18 protein-coding genes are annotated in these 21760 nt (G+C 32.0%); 9 read left to right on the top strand and 9 right to left on the bottom strand.

Features of this window, described 5'->3' with window-relative positions; translation table 11 throughout:
* Nucleotides 1-11: 11 nt before the first annotated feature.
* The 3 genes from JS605_RS15910 to JS605_RS15900 form a co-directional block, all read right to left on the bottom strand.
* The gene (locus JS605_RS15910) at nucleotides 12-1418 is read right to left on the bottom strand and encodes a bifunctional UDP-3-O-[3-hydroxymyristoyl] N-acetylglucosamine deacetylase/3-hydroxyacyl-ACP dehydratase (RefSeq protein WP_203258715.1); all 1407 of its coding nucleotides are present in this window, start codon (nucleotides 1416-1418) and stop codon (nucleotides 12-14) included.
* Nucleotides 1405-2430, bottom strand: a complete 1026-nt coding sequence (gene lpxD, locus JS605_RS15905) for a UDP-3-O-(3-hydroxymyristoyl)glucosamine N-acyltransferase (protein WP_203258714.1) — start codon at nucleotides 2428-2430, stop codon at nucleotides 1405-1407. The genes JS605_RS15910 and lpxD overlap by 14 nt, the downstream gene beginning before the upstream one ends.
* A gap of 132 nt (nucleotides 2431-2562) precedes the next feature.
* Nucleotides 2563-3774 carry an HD domain-containing protein gene (locus tag JS605_RS15900; RefSeq protein WP_203258713.1) on the bottom strand — a complete coding sequence of 404 codons (1212 nt, stop codon included), beginning with the start codon at nucleotides 3772-3774 and terminating at the stop codon, nucleotides 2563-2565.
* An 81-nt stretch (nucleotides 3775-3855) separates the two neighbouring features.
* Here JS605_RS15900 and porX point away from each other — a divergent pair, with 81 nt between their 5' ends.
* From porX to JS605_RS15880, 4 genes are all read left to right on the top strand, one after another.
* On the top strand, nucleotides 3856-5403 hold the full coding sequence (gene porX, locus JS605_RS15895; protein ID WP_239000376.1) for a T9SS response regulator signal transducer PorX: 1548 nt from the start codon (nucleotides 3856-3858) through the stop codon (nucleotides 5401-5403).
* Nucleotides 5404-5488: 85 nt separating this feature from the next.
* A complete protein-coding gene (tsaE, locus tag JS605_RS15890; RefSeq protein ID WP_239000375.1) occupies nucleotides 5489-5905 on the top strand; it encodes a tRNA (adenosine(37)-N6)-threonylcarbamoyltransferase complex ATPase subunit type 1 TsaE in 417 nt (138 codons plus the stop codon).
* Nucleotides 5906-6101: 196 nt separating this feature from the next.
* A complete protein-coding gene (locus JS605_RS15885) occupies nucleotides 6102-6248 on the top strand; it encodes a hypothetical protein (protein WP_203258712.1) in 147 nt (48 codons plus the stop codon).
* Nucleotides 6208-6732 carry a hypothetical protein gene (locus tag JS605_RS15880; RefSeq protein ID WP_203258711.1) on the top strand — a complete coding sequence of 175 codons (525 nt, stop codon included), beginning with the start codon at nucleotides 6208-6210 and terminating at the stop codon, nucleotides 6730-6732. Before JS605_RS15885 ends, JS605_RS15880 begins: the two co-directional genes overlap by 41 nt.
* A gap of 3 nt (nucleotides 6733-6735) precedes the next feature.
* Here JS605_RS15880 and JS605_RS15875 read toward each other — a convergent pair whose 3' ends face one another.
* The gene (locus tag JS605_RS15875; protein ID WP_203258710.1) at nucleotides 6736-9165 is read right to left on the bottom strand and encodes an outer membrane beta-barrel protein; all 2430 of its coding nucleotides are present in this window, start codon (nucleotides 9163-9165) and stop codon (nucleotides 6736-6738) included.
* Nucleotides 9166-9351: 186 nt separating this feature from the next.
* On the opposite strand from JS605_RS15875, the gene JS605_RS15870 reads away from it, so the two are divergent.
* The 4 genes from JS605_RS15870 (at nucleotide 9352) to JS605_RS15855 (ending at nucleotide 12675) form a co-directional block, all read left to right on the top strand.
* Nucleotides 9352-10551, top strand: coding sequence for an alanine dehydrogenase (locus JS605_RS15870; protein WP_203258709.1), 1200 nt, complete (start codon nucleotides 9352-9354; stop codon nucleotides 10549-10551).
* A gap of 29 nt (nucleotides 10552-10580) precedes the next feature.
* Nucleotides 10581-10937 carry a hypothetical protein gene (locus JS605_RS15865; protein ID WP_203258708.1) on the top strand — a complete coding sequence of 119 codons (357 nt, stop codon included), beginning with the start codon at nucleotides 10581-10583 and terminating at the stop codon, nucleotides 10935-10937.
* A complete protein-coding gene (locus tag JS605_RS15860) occupies nucleotides 10937-11530 on the top strand; it encodes a sugar transferase (protein WP_203258707.1) in 594 nt (197 codons plus the stop codon). Before JS605_RS15865 ends, JS605_RS15860 begins: the two co-directional genes overlap by 1 nt.
* A gap of 62 nt (nucleotides 11531-11592) precedes the next feature.
* Nucleotides 11593-12675 (top strand): SDR family NAD(P)-dependent oxidoreductase, encoded by a 1083-nt coding sequence (locus JS605_RS15855; protein WP_203258706.1) that lies wholly within the window; start codon nucleotides 11593-11595, stop codon nucleotides 12673-12675.
* On the opposite strand, the gene JS605_RS15850 is transcribed toward JS605_RS15855, so the two are convergent.
* Nucleotides 12672-13847, bottom strand: coding sequence for a proline dehydrogenase family protein (locus tag JS605_RS15850; RefSeq protein WP_203258705.1), 1176 nt, complete (start codon nucleotides 13845-13847; stop codon nucleotides 12672-12674). The two genes, JS605_RS15855 and JS605_RS15850, sit on opposite strands and share 4 nt — an antisense overlap.
* Before the next feature lie 87 nt (nucleotides 13848-13934).
* Between JS605_RS15850 and aroB the strand changes: the two genes are divergently transcribed.
* Nucleotides 13935-15002: a 3-dehydroquinate synthase gene (gene aroB, locus JS605_RS15845; protein ID WP_203258704.1), complete on the top strand. Its 1068-nt coding sequence runs from the start codon at nucleotides 13935-13937 to the stop codon at nucleotides 15000-15002.
* A 65-nt stretch (nucleotides 15003-15067) separates the two neighbouring features.
* On the opposite strand, the gene JS605_RS15840 is transcribed toward aroB, so the two are convergent.
* The 4 genes from JS605_RS15840 to JS605_RS15825 are packed head-to-tail and all read right to left on the bottom strand — an operon-like array spanning nucleotide 15068 to nucleotide 21365.
* The gene (locus JS605_RS15840) at nucleotides 15068-17440 is read right to left on the bottom strand and encodes a GumC family protein (RefSeq protein ID WP_203258703.1); all 2373 of its coding nucleotides are present in this window, start codon (nucleotides 17438-17440) and stop codon (nucleotides 15068-15070) included.
* Nucleotides 17441-17444: 4 nt separating this feature from the next.
* Complete coding sequence (locus JS605_RS15835; RefSeq protein ID WP_203258702.1) at nucleotides 17445-18224, bottom strand: polysaccharide biosynthesis/export family protein; 780 nt, start codon at nucleotides 18222-18224, stop codon at nucleotides 17445-17447.
* Between the two features lie 39 nt (nucleotides 18225-18263).
* Nucleotides 18264-20219, bottom strand: a complete 1956-nt coding sequence (locus JS605_RS15830) for a polysaccharide biosynthesis protein (RefSeq protein ID WP_203258701.1) — start codon at nucleotides 20217-20219, stop codon at nucleotides 18264-18266.
* Between the two features lie 21 nt (nucleotides 20220-20240).
* Nucleotides 20241-21365 carry an aminotransferase class I/II-fold pyridoxal phosphate-dependent enzyme gene (locus tag JS605_RS15825; RefSeq protein ID WP_203258700.1) on the bottom strand — a complete coding sequence of 375 codons (1125 nt, stop codon included), beginning with the start codon at nucleotides 21363-21365 and terminating at the stop codon, nucleotides 20241-20243.
* Nucleotides 21366-21760: the final 395 nt, after the last annotated feature.

Genomic DNA, 21760 nt, shown 5'->3' with positions numbered 1-21760 from the left:
TTACGTTTTAATTATTTTACTTTAGAGATTTGTGCCATTAATTCTGCTTCTGCACACAACTTCCCGTTGGCATAAGCATACCCCTGCATATGGCAAATCCCTCTCCTAATAGGCGTTATTAATGTACACTTAAAAATTAAAGTATCTCCAGGACTCACTTTTCTTTTAAATTTAACATTGTCCATTTTCATGAAGAATGTTAGATAGTTTTCAGGATCTGGCACAGTGCTCAATACAAGAATACCTCCTGTTTGTGCCATTGCTTCCACTATTAAAACTCCCGGCATTACTGGCGCTCCTGGAAAATGCCCTTTAAAGAACTCTTCGTTCATCGTCACATTTTTCATCCCAACCACATGTTTATCAGTAAGTTCAAAAACTTTATCCAGCAATAAAAAAGGCTGACGGTGCGGCAACATATTCATAATTTGAGTCACGTCCATAAGAGGTTCTTGATTCAAATCTATATTAGGCACATTATTACGCCTTTCATTCTTAATTATTTTTGAAAGTTTTTTGGCAAACTGGGTGTTTACAAAGTGTCCTGGCTTATTAGCAATAACTTTTCCTCGAATTCGTGTACCTATTAGCGCTAAATCTCCAAGAACATCTAACAATTTATGTCTTGCAGCTTCATTTGGATGATGTAACGTTAAATTATCTAAAATACCGTTAGGCTTTACCGCAATGTTTTCTTTGTTAAAAGCCACCCTTAATTTCTCCATGGTTTCAGGAGACAATGGTTTATCTACATAAACAATAGCATTATTTAAATCGCCACCTTTTATTAAACCATGTTCTAGAAGCATTTCTATTTCATGTAAAAAACTAAATGTACGGGAATTTGCTATTTCATTTTTAAAATCTGAAATCTGATTTAATGTAGCATTTTGTGTTCCTAAAACTTTAGTTCCAAAATCTACCATGGTAGTAATTTGATACTCCTTGGCTGGCATTACCAAAATCTCGCTTCCACTTTCTTCATCTGTATATGATATGACATCAGACACCACAAATTCTTCTCTTGTAGCATCCAACTCTACTATTCCTGCCTCTTCTATTGCTTCAATGAAAAACTTTGATGAACCATCCATAATTGGAGGTTCTGATGCATTAAGTTCAATAATTACATTATCTACATCTAAACCGACTAATGCTGCTAAAACGTGTTCTGATGTTTGAATCATTACACCATTCTTTTCCAAACAAGTCCCCCTTTGGGTATTGGTTACATAGTTAGCATCTGCTTCTATAACAGGTGCTCCTTCTAAATCTACGCGCTTGAAAGCTAGACCTGAATTAGCTAGTGATGGTTTAAAGGTTAAGGTTACATTTTTACCGGTATGTAAACCAACACCAGTAAGTGACACCTCGTTATTTATAGTTTTTTGTTTAGTATCTGTGTTAACTATTGCCATAGTTTTTTTCTATATCGTTAATTTTTTTAATAATTTGGGGTAGGTTCTTAAAGTGTACATAAGATTTGTTATAATCGCCATAAGCTAATGCAGGCGACCCTTGCAGTACCTCATTATCTTTTACATTTCTACCAATACCAGACTGGGCTTGAATTTTAACATTATTACCAATAGTAATATGCCCGACTATACCTACCTGACCTCCTATTTGACAATTTTCTCCAATTTTGGTAGAACCCGCTATACCCGTCTGGGCCGCAATTACAGTATTTTTTCCTATTTCAACATTATGTGCAATTTGAATTTGATTATCAAGTTTCACACCTTTTCGTATAATGGTCGAACCTAAAGTAGCTCTATCTATGGTTGTTGCCGCTCCTACATCAACAAAGTCCTCTAAAATTACATTACCTGTCTGTGGCACCTTTTGGTACTCGCCTTTTTCATTAGGCGCAAAACCAAATCCATCAGCGCCAATAATTGCTCCAGAATTAATAACGCAATGCTTACCAATAACACACTCAGAGTATATTTTAGCACCTGCAAACACTATGGTATTATCTCCTATTTTCACATTATCCCCTATATAAGAATTAGGGAAAATTTTCACATTATCTCCAAGAACAACGTTTTCACCAATATAAGAGAAAGCACCTATATATATATTTTCTCCGCTAGATGACGATTCTGAAACAAACGAGGGTTGTTCTACACCAAACTTATTAAGCTTTACTTGATTGTAATATTCCAAAAGCTTAGAAAAAGACTTATATGCATCATCTACCTTAATTAAGGTAGTTGTTAAAGGTTCTTCAGGCTCAAAAGTCTTATTTACTATAGTTATAGAAGCCTTAGTGGAGTATATAAAAGATGTGTATTTTGGGTTAGCCAGAAATGTTAGAGCTCCTTCAACACCTTCCTCAATTTTTGCAAGCTTAGATACTTTTATATTTGCATCACCAACAATATCCCCTTCCAGAATATCTGCTATTTGTTGTGCTGTGAATTTCAAACGTTGTGAGTTAGTTCAGTTTTAATAATTTGAGCAAAAATAGGAAAAATGTGCTAAAGTTATAACGCCTTTCTTTTTAAGATATTCTAAGGTTGTAAACAATTTAATAATCAAAAAATTATGCAACTATTTCTATTTTGGATAACAGATGTAATATTTGGTAACAGGCTTAGACAATGCCTTTAGATTTAGATGGTCGGTAGCCTTAACAATGTCTTGAATTTTACCGGACTTATATAGAATATTAATATTCTGTTTTTTTGTTTGGTAAGCTTGATTAAAAATATTTCCAGTAAACACAAAATACGCTGCTTCTTGGGCAGTAATACCATAGTCATCAATTACTTTACTCCTCTGTTTTTCTAAATCTTTGGCCTTGATGGGTTTATTTTTGATTTTTATCTTCAGTAATACTCTATCAATTATCATTTCGCATAATTTTTGAAGCACAAAATCATCACTATTTTTCCAAGACTTCATAGCAGATATGATGTCATAATCATCTAAGTCATTAAAAATATCTAGAGTTTTATCAGTAAAGTTCTCGATTGAGATATCATTCTTTAAAAAATACTTAAGTGCTTTGCTAGCCTCTAAATCCCAACCCTTACTGGTTAGTTCTTTAGCTCTGGATAACACGCGCATCATAAGTTGTTCTGCTACCAAGCCTGTTTTATGTAAATATACCTGCCAATACATAAAACGACGGGCGATAATAAATTTTTCTACGCTGTAAATACCTTTTTCCTCAACAACCAATTCATCATCAACCACATTAAGCATGGTTATTAGGCGTTCACTATTTACATTACCTTCTGCAACACCTGTATAAAAACTATCACGCTTTAAATAGTCCGCCCTGTCAATATCAAGTTGACCAGAAATAAGCTGACACATAAACGAACGTTGGTACTCTCCTTTAAATATTTTTATCGCAAGCGTTAAACTTCCGTTAAATTCTTCATTTAACCGCTCCATAAACAACAAAGAAATTTGCTCATGAGACACACCGTTAACAATACTATGTTCCATAGCATGGGAAAACGGACCATGACCTATATCATGAAGCACAATGGCTATATATAATGCATCTTCTTCTTCTTTAGAAATTGTAACTCCCTTATAACGAAGCACATTCACAGCCTTTTGCATAAGATAAATACAACCTATAGCATGATGAAACCTTGTGTGATGCGCCCCAGGATACACTAGATAAGACATCCCCATTTGGGTAATTCTTCTAAGGCGTTGGAAGTATTTATGCTGAATGATATCGAAAACTAACGAATTTGGAATAGTAATAAATCCGTAAATTGGGTCGTTTAATATTTTAAGTTTATTCAAACTTTAAAAGTTTACTAATTTTTACAAATATAAATATATGAAGTCCAATTTGGGACTGCATTCCATAAAATAGAGATAAATATGATTAACATACTTTGGGTAGATGATGAAATTGATTTGTTAAAACCGCACATACTATTCCTTGAAAAGAAAAACTATAAAGTAACCACTTGTAATAGTGGTACTGAGGCTATTGATATTATTGAAGACACTAATTTTGATATTGTTTTTTTAGATGAAAACATGCCTGGGCTTACGGGTTTAGAAACACTAAATGAGATAAAGGAAAAAAAGGACAGTCTCCCAGTGGTCATGATTACCAAAAGTGAAGAGGAATATATAATGGAAGAAGCTATTGGCAATAAAATAGCCGACTACCTTATAAAACCTGTAAATCCCAATCAGATTCTTTTAAGTTTAAAAAAGAATTTAGACCATTCTAGACTGGTCTCCGAGAAAACAACTTCAAATTATCAACAAGAATTTAGAAAAATAGCTATGGATTTAGCTATGATAAATTCTTATGAAGATTGGGTAAACCTATATCAAAAATTAATTTATTGGGAAATTCAGTTAGAAGATATAGAGGATGCTGGTATGTTTGAAATTCTTGAATCTCAAAAAACCGAGGCTAATATTCAATTTGGGAAATTTATTGATAAAAACTATCCCGATTGGTTTGATGATACATCTGGTGCGCCAATAATGTCTCACACTCTATTTAAAGATAAAATCGTACCTGAGCTTAGCAAAGAACAACCAACACTTCTAGTCGTTGTAGATAACTTAAGGTATGACCAATGGAAAGTTTTTGAACCAGTTATAAACAACTATTATAAAAAGGAACGGGAAGACGCCTTTTTTAGCATCCTACCAACTGCAACGCAGTATGCCAGAAATGCTATTTTCTCTGGACTTATGCCTAGTGAAATGGAAAAGCTATATCCACAATACTGGAAAAACGATACTGACACTGGGGGGAAAAATCTACATGAAGCTGATTTTTTAAGTGCCCAAATGCAACGCTTAGGTTTAAATAACTTAAAGCATGAATACTACAAAATAACCAATTTAAAAAATGGGAAAAAATTAGTAGATAATTTTAAAGCATTAAAAAATAACGATTTAACTGTAGTGGTTTACAATTTTGTAGATATGTTATCCCATGCAAAAACCGAAATGGAAGTTGTAAAAGAACTTGCATCCAACGATAAAGCATACCGCTCATTAACACTTAGCTGGTTTAAAAACTCGCCACTATTGGAAATGATTCAACAAGCTCAACAATTAGGTTTTAAATTAATTTTAACCACAGATCATGGCACCATAAACGTGAAGAACCCTTCTAAGGTTATTGGGGACAGAGACACGAGTTTAAACTTACGTTATAAAACTGGGAGAAGCTTAACCTTTGATAAAAAAGATGTGCTACTGGCAGATGATCCTAAAAACATACACTTACCAACAATTAACATGAGTAGTTCTTTTATTTTCGCAAAGGGAGATTTATTTTTTGCTTACCCAAATAACTACAACCATTATGTAAGTTATTACAGGAATACATACCAACATGGAGGTGTTTCACTCGAAGAAATGATTATTCCATTTACCGTTTTTACACCTAAATAAAATCTTTGTAATACCAAAAACATCGATGAAACGCTAAATTTATTAGTTTTTTTAAATTTTTTTGTTTAATATTGCTTGAAATTGAATGATTGATTTGGAAATAACTTATAGTCTAAATGAAGTTGATGGTGTTGCAGAAAAGCTCATAAAAACAGTAAATTCCAAGACTATTCTACTTCATGGTAAAATGGGAGTAGGCAAAACAACACTTGTAAAAAGTATTGTGAAAGCCTTGGGAAGTACTGATGAAGTGAGTAGCCCTACCTTTTCAATTATTAATGAATATAAGGTAAATGAAGGTCTGTTCTATCATTTAGATTTGTATAGGATTCATGATATTGAAGAAACATACAATTTCGGTATTGAAGAGTATTTGTATGCAAATCATTGGATAATAATAGAATGGCCAGACATCATTAAACCAATATTAGATTATAATTTTTGTGAAATTTTTCTAGAAGAAAACACGGAAAATCTAAGAACTATTAAAGTAAAAATTTAAAATATAAACTTAACCGAAAGCCCTAATATAGCATAAGAAAACCATCATTTCTCACATATTTTTAAAAGATTACGGGAAACCCACAACGATATTTTTAAAAATCAATGTTTTTAACATTATTTTAACATATATCGAAAACTGTTGCCCTAGTCTTTACATACCTTTGAGGTGTTAATTAATTAAATCCCTTAAAGAAATGAAAACTAAAAAGTATGTAATTGCCTTAGCAATTTTCGGAGGTATGTTGTTTTTAGCTAATGCTGCTAACACTTACAATGTAGATGGAGCAACAACAGCAAAAATTGACAAGACAAAGATCAAAGTTCCAGGACAAGGAAAATAAAAAAGGACTAGTATTAGGTAGTGTTGTAGCTACACTAATTGCTATCTCACCTTTCTTATTCACATTACATGAAAGTGTTCCAAACGTAAAAACTTGGGACACTTTTTTTGGTTTGTATGAAAGCAATTATTATGAAAGTCTATTTGTTCTTGCCTGGACTTTAGCTAATAAAGTAATACCTTTATTTTTATTATTTATTTGGTTTTTAACTTGCAAACATTGGTGGTATCACACCATACTAGTTCCTATTGCTATGTATGTTTTCCACATAATTGAAGTTTTTAATGATGATTTAAGGTTTGCAGAGGAAAATCAAATAGTATACTTATTACCTGTAATGGCTATAATTATTCCATCAATTTATTTAATACGAGCTCGCATTTTCAACAAAATAAACGAAGCAAGTAAGAGTATGGAAGAACTAGAAGACGAATTTAAAATATCCCCTAAAAACTTTTGGGATAAAGTAAAACAATATTTTTAAGACTTATTCTCCTCTTTCCAACCTATCACGCTCATTTACATCTATACCTGTTTTCTTTACATTTAGTCTGTAATTACCAAATTTATAATTAAAACCCAACACAAATAATCTATTCTCTAAATCGTTATTCACAAACCAATCTTGATCTAAATATCTTGTTGTTTGGGTAAAGTTCCTTGTATTAAACAAATCCCGGATACCAATATTTAGGGACGCTCTATTATCCCAAAAGGTTTTATTTAAATTAATATCTACTCCTATTCTGCTGCTAATATCACTTGGCCCTACAAATACAGGACTAATATAATCTACACCAATGTCAGCTGTTAGACTTTTATCTTTTAAAAAATTAAAATAATTAACCACATTTGCATAGACAGACCACCTTTCATTATTTAAAAGTTCATTATTTGTTCCAACTGCAAAAAAATTATTTTCATAAAAAAATAAAGATGATAACACATAAATATTCCAATCTCTAGTAATTTCAGTATATGTGGTAAAATCTAGACCATAAGATTCATTATGGTCTATATTAGTAAATACATATTTCAACAACCTATTATCGTTATCTTGAACAGGTAATTCTAATGTTGGGTTCTTCTCATAACGGTAATAGATTTCAAATGTATATTTATTCTTTAGAGTATAACCCAAGGTAAAACTATCATCTATTTCGGGAAGCAATCTAGGATCTCCTGTAATAAACGCATTATCATTTAAAAAATATCGAAATGGATTCAATTGTCTATACCGTGGTCTATAAATACGCCTGTTATAACTAAAATATAATTCATCATCATTTTTTAAGCGATTTAAAAGATAAAATGATGGAAACAGGTTTGTATAGTCATTTATATTCGTTGTATTTGTTAATAATGAAGTTCCTTCGGTTTCAGTTACCTCAACACGTAAACCCGTCTTTAAACTCCATCTCTCCCAGTCTTTTTCATAACTAATATAAGCTGCATAATTTTTTTCATCATAAATAAAAACATCAGAATTATCTAAATCGTCCTCTCTAACACCATTTTCAAAGCTAAATTGATCTAAAACATTGTCAGAATTTATATTTACAGCTTTTATTCCCGCTTCAAAAATTGAACCTCCTTCTGATGGTAATCTATAATCAACTTGAGCTGTACTCAATTTAATATCCTGACTGGAAAATGTTTGAAATCGATTATCTCTAAAAGATGATGAAGCGTTTGGTAAAAAATAGCCTGTATCTACATTTTGGAATTCAGAAAAATCATAATCTGTATGATGCAAATCTATGGACAGTTGTTCTCCTTCTTTATTGAATTTATGAATATATCCCAGAGAAAATGCTAGGTTAAATTTCTCAGAAACCAAATTATTAAAAGTTCGAAACGTAGAATCTAATGCTTGATTAGCACCAAATACTTCTGTTAAGCTATTTACTCGGGTTCTAGAATGCTCTCTGGGTGCAATTAAAGTATTTGCTGTAAAGTTCAAACTATTACGTTCATTAAAATCATAAGTGATAGTACCTGTTATATTTTGGTTATCTGACTCTCGTTCTCGTTTAAAATCTGTTTCCCAACTGGATACTATACTATTATTATCAATAAAATTAATTTCCTCCAAATTGTTTCTAAAATCCTTACGTGGACTAATATTATAATTGATATATGCACTCAATTTTTTAGATTTAAAGAAATGACTTGTGCCTAATGAAAATTTAGGAAATTGAAATCCTTGTTGATAACTACCAAAAACACTACCATGGTAACCTGCAATAATATTTTTACTTGTTTTTATATTTAACACTGCTCCTCCTTCTGCATCATACTTTGCTGGGGGATTTGTAATCACTTCAACTGATTTGATATTATTAGCTGGTGTTGCTTCCAGGAGTTGCTGCACTTCATCAATCGATAAATGTACCCGCCTATCGTTTATATAAACTACAGGAGAGGTGTTTTTTACAGAAATTGAACCATCCCTAACGATGACACCAGGTGTGTGCTTTAAAACATCTAGAACATTACCATTGGATAGGGTAGAATTTTCAACATTAAAAACGATACGATCTACCAGACGCTTAACGGTGGGGCGTTTAGCGGTAACCACTACTTCGTTTAGTACTTCTTCGTTTCTTTTTAAGACTATAGTTTTAAAATCTACATTTCCCACCAATTTTATTTTCGCCGAAAAACGCTCAAATCCCAAAAAGCTTATTGTTAAATTGTATGTTTTAGATTTTAAATCTTCAAACTTAAAATATCCTTGCTCATCTGTAGTCGTACCTGTAAGGTTTTCAGTATTTTGAGGATCTTCGAGAATCACATTTGCAAACGCTATACTTGATTGCTTTTCATCTTTCACAATACCCTCAATACTATAATTCTGGGTAAACCCCAAAAAAGATAAAAATAACGTAAAAAGTAGCGTGATTCTTTTGTACATAAACGATACTATACTAACAAAATTAGAATAATTAAATTAAAGTATTATGGGCAAATACCGTAAGTTGCTTAGCTTTTATTCCTACTTGTTGTTAATCAACATACTAGATAACCAAATTAATAGCACTTAAACTATTTATAAAACCAAAAATATTTGTAATTTCAATTTTGATAAATACTTTTTAAGATGTCTCAATCCTTGTCGCCTTTTACAAAGCAACAACTACTTCCCCAAGAGGAAAAATTAGAAATTTTAAAGCACAAAAGACAACTTTATATTGGAGTTCCCAAAGAAACCACATATCAAGAAAATAGAATTTGCTTAACGCCAGATGCAGTATCTGCACTAGTAAGTAACGGCCATAAGGTTTTAATTGAAGCTGGGGCTGGCAAAGGCGCAAGATTTAGTGATAAAGATTACAGCGAAGCTGGAGCGGAAATTTCTAGTGATACTACTAAGGTGTATTCGTGCCCCATGATACTCAAGGTAGAACCACCTAGTCTAGAGCAAATAAAATTGATGAACCCCCAAGCTATTTTGATTTCTGCGCTTCAATTAAAGACACAGACTAAAAAATATTTTGAAGCGCTTGCCTCAAAACGAATTACCGCTTTAGCGTTTGAATTTATTAAGGATGAAGATGGTACCTACCCTGCAGTACGTTCCTTAAGCGAAATTGCTGGTACGGCTTCTGTTTTAATAGCTTCGGAGTTGTTATCAAATGATAAAAACAGTTTAGGCCTAATGCTAGGAAATATAAGTGGTGTCCCTCCTATTGAAGTGGTTATTTTAGGAGCTGGTACGGTTGGGGAATATGCAGCGAGAAGCGCCATAGGCCTAGGTACCGGTATTAAAGTTTTTGATAATTCTATCACTAAACTTAGACGCATACAAACAAATTTGGGAAGGTCGCTGTTTACCTCTACCATTCAACCAAAAAATTTGCTTAAAGCGTTAAAGCGCTGCGATGTTGTTATTGGTGCCGTAAGAGGTATAAATAGAGCTCCTATAGTTGTTACCGAAGCCATGGTACAGCACATGAAAAAAGGAGCCGTAATTATTGATGTTAGCATTGATATGGGGGGATGCTTTGAAACCAGTGAAGTAACATCGCATATAGAGCCTACCTTCATAAAACACGGTGTTATACATTATTGTGTACCCAATATCCCTGCAAGATATTCCAGAACTGCCTCTATTTCAATTAGTAATATTTTTACGCCTTACCTCATGAAAATAGCAGAGGATGGTGGTATAGAAAATTCCTTAAGATTTGATAAAGGTCTAAAAAATGGGTTGTACTTTTACCACGGTATTTTAACAAATAAATCTGTGGGGGAATGGTTCGACTTAAAGTATAGCGATATTAACCTCTTAATATTTTAATCTACCATATAACTGTTTAAACATTGTAAATGAAACTAATGCAACGCTTAGGCTACTATCTCGGTGGTTTCGCTTTAGGACTAATAATTCTGGCTTTCTTTTTAAGCGGAAAAAGAACATCTTGTGCCTACGGTCCTGAAGCTAGGGTTTTAAAAAATATTAATTCAAAACCGTTTAAATACTCCAATGCTGTTCTAAAAGAATATGATACTACTACAGTTAAATCGCTTATAGAAAAAGGGGATGTTAACTTTTCTAAAAGCACACCTAGACAAGAACCTTGTGGCATTTATTTAATTGAGAGTAAAATAGAAGACAAGGAGATAGAAATAGTTGTAGAAAATTGTGATAGTCTAGTTAAGATTAACAACCTGTCTTTCAAGTAATGATAAAACGTATATTTGACTTTCTTTTTGCGTTTTTAGGTTTAGTGCTACTATTTCCGTTATTGATCATCATTGCTGTTTTTATAAAATTAGATTCCAAAGGCCCTATTTTATTTATTCAAACGCGTGTAGGACAACACAATAAAGAATTTAATATATACAAGTTTAGAACCATGTATCTTAAATCCCAAAAAAAAGGGCTATTAACCATTGGCGACAACGACTCTAGGGTTACCAAAATAGGATACTTCTTAAGGAAATATAAAATTGATGAATTTCCTCAATTAATCAATATAATAAAAGGAGATATGAGTTTTGTTGGTCCTAGACCAGAACTAAGATATTACGTTAATTTCTATACCGAGGATGATATGGTTATTTTTAAACTGAAACCAGGTATTACCGGTTTGGCGTCTTTAGAATACAGGGATGAGGTAGAATTATTAAAAAAAGTTAAAGATCCAGAAAAGTATTTTATTGAAACTATTATACCAGATAAGTTAAGTTACAACAAACGTTATTTGAAGCAGCAAAACTTCTTATTTGATATAAAATTAATATTTAAAACGGTATATAAGGTTCTTGCAAAGTAAACCTAATTGGATTATCCCTTTATTATTAATATTTTCACACCATAAGTGTATTTGTTTTTAAAATGGAGGTTGCGGTTTTTGAGAGGATTAAAGGTTTTATAGAATCTTGTGGATTAATTTCTGAGGATGACATCGTTATTAGCAACTCATTGCCCCATGATTTTTCAGAGGAAACCATCTTAATTACGGGAGCAGCTGGCTCTATTGGCAGTGGTATTATAAAAAAAATACTGTCTTCTAAATTCAAAAAGCTTGTTTTGCTAGATAATGCCGAAACCCCATTGTTTTTATTAAAACGAAGTGTTTCTAATAACCTATCAAACAACGTAGAGTTTATTTTAGGGGATATAAGAGACGAATCACAAATGTCCCATCTTTTTAGGTGCTATAAACCTACTTTGATTTTTCATGCAGCAGCTTACAAGCATGTTTCAGTAGTTGAAGACAACCCTTATGAAGCTATTAAAACAAATATTTTTGCAACACAATTATTGTCTCAATTAGCAATAAAGCATGCATCAAAAAGATTTATTTTTATTTCAACTGATAAGGCAGCTAACCCAGCAGGTATAATGGGAATGACAAAATCTATTGCTGAAAAACATTTAACAAACCTAAATATAAATTCTACCTACACTAAGTTCGTTTCAGCTAGATTTGGAAATATTTTTGGTTCTAATGGATCTGTTGTACCCTTGTTTATTAAACAACTTAAGAAGGGTAAACAAATTTCAGTAACCCACAAAGAAGCGTCTAGGTTATTTATTGATATTAACGAAGCGTGTAGCCTCATTATAGAACTAACCAAATTGGACATTAAAAAAAATCACAGCATAGTATCTTTTGATATGGGAGACCCCATAAGAATAATAGATTTAGCTAAAGTTTTAATCTCCTTACTACAACCAAGTAAACCCTATGAAACACTAATAAATATTACAGACTTACATCCTGGGGAAAAACTCCATGAATCAATTACATCAAAAAGTGAGACCCTTAAACCTTCAGGTCATGAAAAAATATTTTACTTGTTTGACAATAATGAGACAAGTAGAAGTTTGAACCTAAAAAAACTTTACGATCTTAATAATAGTAGCTCATTAAGTGAGGTAAAGAGGGTACTACAAGAATTATGTAATATTTAAAGTAGTCTACGTCGCTTCTTTTCTTTTTTAATTAGCGCTAACTCCCTACCTGTCTGTCCAGCGACCGATGTGTTTTCCTCCGCCCGTCTTATTAAATATGGCATTACATCCTTTACAGGGCCAAATGGCATGTATTTTGCCACATTGTATCCTAAATTAGCAAGGTTAAAACTTATATGATCACTCATACCATATAACTGACCAAACCATATATTTGGATTATTATTCGAAACTTGCTTTTCAGCCATCAATTGCATCAACAAATAGCAACTTTCCTCATTGTGAGTTCCTGCAAAAATAGACATACAATCAAGATGATCTATCATATACTTTAGTGCCACATTAAAATTTTCATCTGTTGCCTTTTTACTTGTACAAATGGGTGATACATATTTTTCTTCTTCTGCCCTATCATTTTCTTTTTCCATATATGCCCCTCGAACAAGTTTATATCCTAAAAAATAACCGTCCGCTTTTGCCTTAGCGTGTTCTTCCTTTAAAAAACTCATTCTATCGTGCCTGTACATCTGCAATGTATTGTAAACAATAGCCTTTTCGGTATTGTACACTTTCATCATTCTAGTTACAAGAACATCTACAGCATCTTGTATCCAACTTTCCTCAGCGTCGATTAAAACTGCAACATCGTAAGCTTTTGCTTTTTTGCAAACGGCATGAAATCTAGCTTCTACCCTTTTCCATTCTTGGATTTCCTCATCATTCAACTCCAAATTTTTATTTTTCTTTTCGTAAAGTTCAAAACGTCCAAAACCAGAAGGCTTAAAAACCGCAATGGGTATTGCATCTAAAGACTTTGCAAATTCAATAATATTCAAAACAGTCTTCAAGGCATTATCAAATTCTTGCTCATTTTCTTTACCTTCTACTGAATAGTCTAAAACAGAGCTTACACCTTTTTCAAACATTTTATGTATTACAGGTAAACAATCTTCCTCATTAACACCTCCACAAAAATGGTCAAAAACTGTAGAGCGAATGAGACCCTCAACGGGTAAATTAGCTTTAAGGGCAAAATTAGCTGCGGCAGTACCTATTCTAACCAATGGTTCAACTGATATCATTTTAAATAGAAAATAAGCACGCTCTAACTCTGAATCGCTCTTTAAGCTAAACGCTATATCAGTATTATCAAAAATATCCTTATTCTTCATATCAATGTTTTCGCAAATATAATTATAGTACTGCTACCAATTTTATTAAAATCTCCTTAATTTCGCACGCAACTAAATGAAGTAGATATGGATTCTATTACAGCAAATAATGGTATAATTCATTTTAACAAAGTTTGCTATCCAGCATTAAATCAGCATATAAAAGAAAATAATTTTTCTAAAATTTTTATTCTTGTAGATAGTAATACGCATGAACATTGCCTTCCCTATTTCTTGTCTAATTTAGATAACACAGAGCATCTAGAAATTATAGAAATTGAAGCTGGAGAAATATATAAAACTATTGAAACTTGTGTTGGAGTATGGAATTCTCTATCTGATTTAGATGGAGACCGAAAAAGTTTACTAATTAATATTGGTGGAGGTGTTGTTACCGATTTGGGAGGTTTTGTTGCATCTACATTTAAAAGAGGTATCGCCTACATTAATATCCCAACCTCATTATTAGCAATGGTTGATGCCTCTGTTGGAGGTAAAACTGGAGTTGATCTAGGTACATTAAAAAACCAAATTGGAGTTATTAGCACTCCTGATATAGTGCTAATAGACACCAATTATCTTGATACACTTCCTAAAGAGCAAATGAGATCTGGACTTGCTGAAATGTTGAAGCATGGGTTAATAAGTAGCGAAACATATTGGAATAAATTCAACAATTTCGCTGAGCTTACTCTAGCAGATTTAGATGAATTGATTTACGAATCGGTTTTAATAAAAAAAGATGTTGTAGATAAAGATCCTAGAGAAAACGGACTTAGAAAAACTCTAAATTTTGGACATACTTTAGGACATGCCATAGAATCTTACTTTTTAAGTAATCCAAGTAAAAAAGATTTACTTCATGGTGAAGCCATTGCCATAGGTATGATTTTAGCTATATACATATCTAAAGAATTAGTTAGTTTCCCTGAAAATAAAGCTAAAAGCATCAAGCAACTCATCCATAAGTATTATGATAAAGTTGAGTTTGAAGACAATGACTACGCCTCCATTATAGAGTTGCTTAAGTATGATAAAAAGAACTCGTATGGCAATATAAATTTTGTATTGCTTGAAGATATTGGTAAAACTAAAATTGATTGTTTAGTTGATGAGGCTATTATTTTAGAAGCGTTTGAGTATTATTTAAGCTGAAAAAATATTAGTAATAATTAAACATTAACAAAAAAGACCTGATTAAAAATATCAGGTCTTTTTATTTATGCTCTCTTTAACGAATACCATTTTTTCTTCTTAGGTGCTCCATAATAGCCATATTTTGCTCCATAACCAAAGTTAGATTGCTTTACGTCATTTACTACTAACATCATACCATTAAGTTTATTGGTCTCATTGAGTTCATTTGCAAAAGTTAAAATTTCTTTTTCTGTATAATTAGCTCTTGTTAAGTAAATAGTATGGCCTGCATATTGACTTATCAACATAGTATCAGTGACTAACATAGAAGGAGCTGTATCTACAATTACATAATCATAATCTTTAGATACTTCATCGAATAACTGCTTAACTTTATCTCCCATCAATAACTCTGCAGGATTAGGTGGGACTTTACCAGATAATAGAACATCTATATCTATATTATTTACTTTGTGCTTACTTATCACATCGTTCACTTTTAGAGAATTTTCCACTAAAAATTCAGTCAGCCCATTAGTTGAGTCTTTGTCTTTTACTGCATTTTTTATTGCAGGAAAAATTTGAGGGTTTCTTATATCTGCACCTATAAGTAATACTCTTTTTTTAGTATTAGCTATAGTTAAAGCCATATTCATGCTAAAGAAAGATTTCCCCTCTCCATTTATGGTAGAAGTTACAAAGATTACATTTTGATAAGATTGTATACTTTTACTTCGTTGTACATAATCAAAATTTGTACGTATAATTCTAAATGATTCAGATAAGATCGATCTATCATTATTCTCTATCAAATTTTTGTTTCCTTTAATTTTTGGTACTTCTCCTAAAATAGTAATATTCTTAATTACCTTTTCAAGGTCTTCTCTGTTATGAACTTTATTATCCAACAAGTCTACAAGATAAATAATCGAAAAAGGTATAAACAACCCCAAAAATAAAGCACCAATAAAAACAATTTGTCTATTGGGAGAAACAGGACCTCCAAGACCGTAAGCAGCGTCAATCACTTTTAGATTAGGAGATGTTGCCGTTAAGGAAATTGCAGCTTCTTCTCGTTTTTCTAAGAGGTATAAATACAGAGATTCCTTTATACCTTGTTTACGTTCAATGGCTCTAAGCCTACTTTGTTGTCCTGGTACAGAATATATCTTAGAATTGATTCGTTCAGATTGACTTTCCAAACTTCTTATCTCTATACCTAAACCTTGTTTAGAGTTTCTTATACTATTTCTTAAGTTACTCTTTATGTCTGCTAATGTTTGATCAAGTTGAATTACTACTGGATTTTTAGCACCAGCACTTTTAAGTTTTAATTCCCGAGTTCTTAGTAACTCATTGTACTGTGCTGATAAAGTAGAAATCGCACCATCTTCAGCTCCCAAGTTAGATGGTAAAGATGCAAATTCATTATCATTACCTAGAGCAGATTCCATATAATTCAAACGCCTCATTTGCGTCTTTGCTTGGTCTAGTTGTTGCCTGTTCTGCATACTAGAGGTAAGAAACTGCCCTGCTTCAGATGTTACATCTGTTACTTTGTTACCTGTTTTAAACCTTACAATACTATCATCTACATTAACGAGATCATCTGCAATTAACTCTACACGCTTATCAATAAAATCTACAGTCGCTCTTGATCTAATATTTTTCTTTTCTATTGTAGATTCATTGTATGTGCTTATTAAGGTATTTACAATATCTACAGCTTTGCGTTCAACAGGGTCTTGATAACCAACAATCAGTACTTTTGATGACTTAGAAGTTTGTTCTATATTAAAATTGTTCTTTATAGATTGAGCCACTCTCGAAATAGGTACTAACCTTACTTTAATATCTTTCCCAATCAAACTTTTGATATTCTCCTTAGGTGTAATTACAAAATCTCCAAATGAAGCGGAAATAGCCTCTCCAAATTTCACTATTTTAGGAATATCCTCTTCTGATTTACGGTATTCAAACTGTTCTGGAGATGATATATTGACAAAGAAATTAAAATAAGTACGCTCAACAATAGAATCATTTGCAAGAAAATTAATAGTTATTGGAGAATTCTTGTATAACTCTGTTTGATTAACTCTCCCTTGTGTAAAAAATTGAAGGTTTAAATTTAATTTTTTTACAATTGATTGCATAAAATCTCTAGACTTGATAACCTGAATCTCATCTTCAATGGCAGCTTCTTCTTTTTCGGAGAAAATCGATAAGTCTTTTAAAGCACTTGCTCCACTCCCTCCCTCACTTTCTGGAAGTATCATAATTTTCGAAAAAGCCGCATATTTAGGAGTGGTATAACGCAGGGACAAAAATGCTACTGTGTAGGCTACCATTAAACTTAGTAAAAACCATTTCCAGTTTCGGAGATATAGATTTAGTGTTTTTTTGAGATTGAATTTTTCAGAATTTATACCATCAATCTTATTCGGATTGGGACTCATAATTTTAGTTTTGCGTGCGTGTAACAAATATAAGAGCTGTAGTAACCAAAAATGAAGTTATGGATATTAATGTGGCCACTCTTGCATCTCCTGAAGCCAGACTTACTCCAGAGTTATTTGGTTCAACATATATGTAATCATTCTGAGTTAAATAATAAACTGGAGAATTGAATACTTCTTTATTAGTTAAATCAATTCTAGTATAAGTTTTTGAACCATTAAAGTCCCTAATAACAAGAATATTATCTCTTCTTCCCTTTATAGTTAAATCACCAGCCATTCCTAATGCCTCTAAAATAGTAACTCTTTCCCCTATAACCGGATATACTCCAGGAGATCTAACTTCTCCTGCAATTGTTACCCTAAAATTTAATAATCTGATAATTATCACGGGATCTTTAAGTAACTGACCTTCAGAGAATTTTGATTTCAAAAGCTGTTTTGCTTCTTCAATAGTTAATCCTGCTAATTTAATTTTTCCCAAGACAGGGTAATCAATATTACCTTCAACATCAATTAAAAAATCTAGTAACTGACCTCCTCCATTTTCTCCCCCTGTTCTTGCTAAGATATTGTAAGGTTGGGCAACAGTAGGATCGAGAGTAGATACATAAATGGTTAAAATATCTCCAATTTTTAATTTGGCCTTAAAAGTATCAGTATCAACTATAGTTTCAAAATCTTTGGCGTTTTGAAAATAAACAATATCCTTTCGTCCAACACAAGCTGATAAGATAAGTAAACTTACTACAATAGCAGTAATTCTGAGCAAACGTGAAATCATTAAATGGTATATTTGGGGAATTTACTAAAAAAACTTTAATTATAAATTACTTATGGTTTGACTTGATGGATTATTATTGTAATTCTTTTTTACCTTTTTATAAATCTGTACTCTTTTATCGAATTTTTCATAATCAGAGTTGTTAGATTTGTATTCTGGGATTAAGTTCTTCATTTTCAATACAATATTATTACTCTGAAAACGATTTGTTATACAAAGTTCCTCTATCTCAGATTTTATTTTCAAATAATCTAATTCTCTGGTTTTACTTATCAAAATCTTTTTATGATAAGTCGATAGTGTATTTTCTCCATTAGCTAATAACTCTTCATAAAGCTTCTCACCTGGTCTTAAACCTGTAATTTCAATATCGATGTCTTCTGGAAACCTTAAGCCTGATAACTTAATCATGTTTTTAGCTAAATCATAAATTTTCACTGATTCGCCCATATCGAATATAAAAATCTCTCCTCCTTTACCCATTGTACCTGCTTCTAAAACTAATTGAGCTGCTTCTGGAATAGTCATGAAATATCTAGTTATTTCTTTATGGGTTAAAGTTAAAGGTCCTCCTTTTTCAATCTGCTTCTTAAATAAAGGAATAACAGAACCATTTGATCCAAGAACATTTCCAAATCTTGTGGTAATAAATTTTGTTTTACTCTCCTTTTGTAGACAAGATATGTACATCTCAGCCATTCTTTTGGTTGCCCCCATTACACTTGTAGGGTTAACGGCCTTATCTGTCGAAACAAAAACAAACTTCTTAACATTATAACGAGAAGCAGTATCTGCTAATAATTTTGTTCCATTAACATTAATCTTTATTGCTTCATAAGGGGATTTCTCCATCAGCGGCACATGTTTGTAAGCAGCTGCATGAAATACCATTGATGGCCTTTCTTGCTGGAAGATTGTATCTATCCTTAATCCATCTCTGATATCAGCTACAATCGCTGTAAAATTATGTTTACCGTCTCTTTTTAAATCTTGCTGAACATCATAGAGAGCTGATTCAGCTTGATCAACTAGAATTAATTTTTTTACGTCAAAATTTGCCAATTGCTTAACTAATTCGCTACCAATTGAACCTGCTGCTCCAGTGATAAGAATAGTTTCTCCATTAAACTCTCTCAATAGATTGGGATTGTCAATATTTATTGGTGCCCGTTCTAATAAGTCTTCAATCTCAAACTGCTTTATTTGATTGCTGTTAAACTCACCGTTTATCCATTTCTCAATAGGTGGAACTTTTTTTATCTTGACATCGCAATCTATCAAACCATCAACAAAAGTAATAAGTGATGTAGGATCAATACTTTGAGAGGCAATAATTATCTCGGCAATATCATTGTTCTTAACTAATTTTTCATTAATTTCATTTGAGGGTAAAATCTTTACACCGTTTATTAACTTTCCTCTTTTTTTCTCATCATCATCAATAAATAATACCGTATTGTAATTAATTTTTGAATTATTAACTAAAGCATTATAGGTTATAATTCCAGAATCTCCAGCGCCATATATCATGACGTTCTTAGATCTATTGAATTTACATTTTAAATAGTTGTAAGCTAATTTAAAAATTAATCTTGACCCACTTAGAGCAACAAAACTAATTAGAGCATGAATTACAATTATTGATTTAGGAATTGTAAAACTTTCCACAAGCCCAAAAGCAGAATTAAAAAGTACAGAAAGTGTTATTAAAAACATTATTAAAGTTACAGACTTAAAAACATTAACAACATCAGTGAATCCTGTGTGTCTAATTACACTTTTAAAAGAACCAACTAGTAAAAAGCTTAAAGCAGATATAGCAAGTAAAATTGGTATTTGAATGCCTAGTTTAGAAATATCAAAGCCTAATGTGAAATTAAATCTTACTACATAGGCTGCAAAAAAAGTAATCCCTACTATAAGCAAATCAATACCAAATACCAGCCACTTTGATACGAATCTTTGAGAAAAAAATGAAAAATAATTGTTTAACATAAGTTGAGAGAGTTTATAATTTTATTTGAGGGTATTATTAATTATGGTTATAATTTTGTAAAGATCTTGTTCATTTAAATTCGATCCGCTTGGAAGACACAAACCTTTTTCGAATAACGATTCAGATATTCCGTTTGTAAAGTTTAAGCAATTTTTAAATATGGGTTGAAGGTGCATTGGCTTCCATAGCGGTCTTGACTCTATATCTTGTTTTAATAAAGCCAACCTAATACGTTCTCTTTCTTCAAAAGATCTAGTTTTAATACATGTAAGCCATCTATTTGAATAAAAACCTTGCGGTTCTTCCAAAAACTCAATATTTTGATGATGTTCTAAATTTTGCTTATAGAACTCAAAGTTTTTTCTCCTAGCCTCAACTCTTTCGTCCAATACCTCCATTTGACCTCTACCAATTCCAGCTAAAACATTACTCATACGATAATTATACCCAACATTACTGTGTTCGTAGTGAGGTGCATCATCCCTAGCCTGAGTAGATAGGAAAACTGCTTTTTCTTTGGAGGTTACATCAGGAGCTATTAAAGCGCCTCCTCCAGAAGTCGTTATAATCTTATTTCCATTGAAAGAGAGGATACCATAAGTACCTAAAGTCCCACACTTTCTATTAAAGTATGAACTACCTAATGCCTCAGCACTATCTTCTACTAATGGGATATCGTATTTTCTTGCTATTGCATTAATTTCATCTACTTTGTATGGCATTCCATATAAATGCACCGCTACAATAGCCTTTGGTTTTTTATAGTTTTCAATTCTATCTTTAATAGCGATTTCCAACAATTCTGGAGACATATTCCAAGTTTCAGGTTCACTATCGATAAATATAGGGGTAGCTCCTTGGTAAATTATGGGATTAGCTGAAGCAGAGAATGTGAAACTTTGACATAAAACCTCATCACTTTTGGACACTCCAATTAACTCTAAGGCAAGGTGTATAGCAGCCGTTCCTGAACTTAGCACAGCAACTTTTTTGTCCCCAAGGTAATTTTCAATATCATTTTCGAACCCATTTACATTTGGGCCTAAAGGAGCTATCCAATTAGTATCAAAAGCTAATTTTACATAACTTTCTTCAGAACCTCCCATGTGAGGAGATGACAGATAAATTTTTGTTTTAGTCAACATTTTTAATCAAAGTCAAAATTTGTATTTTGACACCTTTATGTTTTTTTGTTGAATTGCTCCCCCTATAATTGAAGAAAACAAAATCAATAATTAATTAATCGTTTTAAATGATTAAATATGATTTTTGTAAAAACAGAAACCAGATTAGAGGGATAATCAGTTATGTTTATTTGCAAATTCATATTAAATCAAAATCGAGCTATTAATCAATTTAATTCTTGAATTGCGCCGTAAAGGTAGTAATAGTTTTATTTTATTATTGAAAGAGTCCCTTTAATTCGCTAAAAACCTCGTAAAAATCGGCTAAATACATTTACAAATTCTTTTGTGGATATTCTTTGCATATTGTCGATTGTAAATTAGATGCCTTGAACTATTAGAGATTAAAATTTAGA

This window comes from Hyunsoonleella ulvae, from assembly GCF_016827605.1.
Lineage (GTDB): Bacteria > Bacteroidota > Bacteroidia > Flavobacteriales > Flavobacteriaceae > Jejuia > Jejuia ulvae.
This window is presented reverse-complemented; position numbering and strand designations above follow the sequence as displayed.

Coding starts and splice junctions, on each gene's coding strand:
- JS605_RS15865 (WP_203258708.1), top strand. CDS start 10,581: ATGAAACTAATGCAACGCTTAGGCTACTATCTCGGTGGTTTCGCTTTA.
- aroB (WP_203258704.1), top strand. CDS start 13,935: ATGGATTCTATTACAGCAAATAATGGTATAATTCATTTTAACAAAGTT.
- JS605_RS15855 (WP_203258706.1), top strand. CDS start 11,593: ATGGAGGTTGCGGTTTTTGAGAGGATTAAAGGTTTTATAGAATCTTGT.
- JS605_RS15840 (WP_203258703.1), bottom strand. CDS start 17,440: ATGAGTCCCAATCCGAATAAGATTGATGGTATAAATTCTGAAAAATTC.
- JS605_RS15885 (WP_203258712.1), top strand. CDS start 6,102: ATGAAAACTAAAAAGTATGTAATTGCCTTAGCAATTTTCGGAGGTATG.
- JS605_RS15870 (WP_203258709.1), top strand. CDS start 9,352: ATGTCTCAATCCTTGTCGCCTTTTACAAAGCAACAACTACTTCCCCAA.
- JS605_RS15850 (WP_203258705.1), bottom strand. CDS start 13,847: ATGAAGAATAAGGATATTTTTGATAATACTGATATAGCGTTTAGCTTA.
- JS605_RS15860 (WP_203258707.1), top strand. CDS start 10,937: ATGATAAAACGTATATTTGACTTTCTTTTTGCGTTTTTAGGTTTAGTG.
- JS605_RS15835 (WP_203258702.1), bottom strand. CDS start 18,224: ATGATTTCACGTTTGCTCAGAATTACTGCTATTGTAGTAAGTTTACTT.
- porX (WP_239000376.1), top strand. CDS start 3,856: ATGATTAACATACTTTGGGTAGATGATGAAATTGATTTGTTAAAACCG.
- JS605_RS15875 (WP_203258710.1), bottom strand. CDS start 9,165: ATGTACAAAAGAATCACGCTACTTTTTACGTTATTTTTATCTTTTTTG.
- tsaE (WP_239000375.1), top strand. CDS start 5,489: ATGATTGATTTGGAAATAACTTATAGTCTAAATGAAGTTGATGGTGTT.
- JS605_RS15825 (WP_203258700.1), bottom strand. CDS start 21,365: ATGTTGACTAAAACAAAAATTTATCTGTCATCTCCTCACATGGGAGGT.
- JS605_RS15830 (WP_203258701.1), bottom strand. CDS start 20,219: ATGTTAAACAATTATTTTTCATTTTTTTCTCAAAGATTCGTATCAAAG.
- JS605_RS15910 (WP_203258715.1), bottom strand. CDS start 1,418: ATGGCAATAGTTAACACAGATACTAAACAAAAAACTATAAATAACGAG.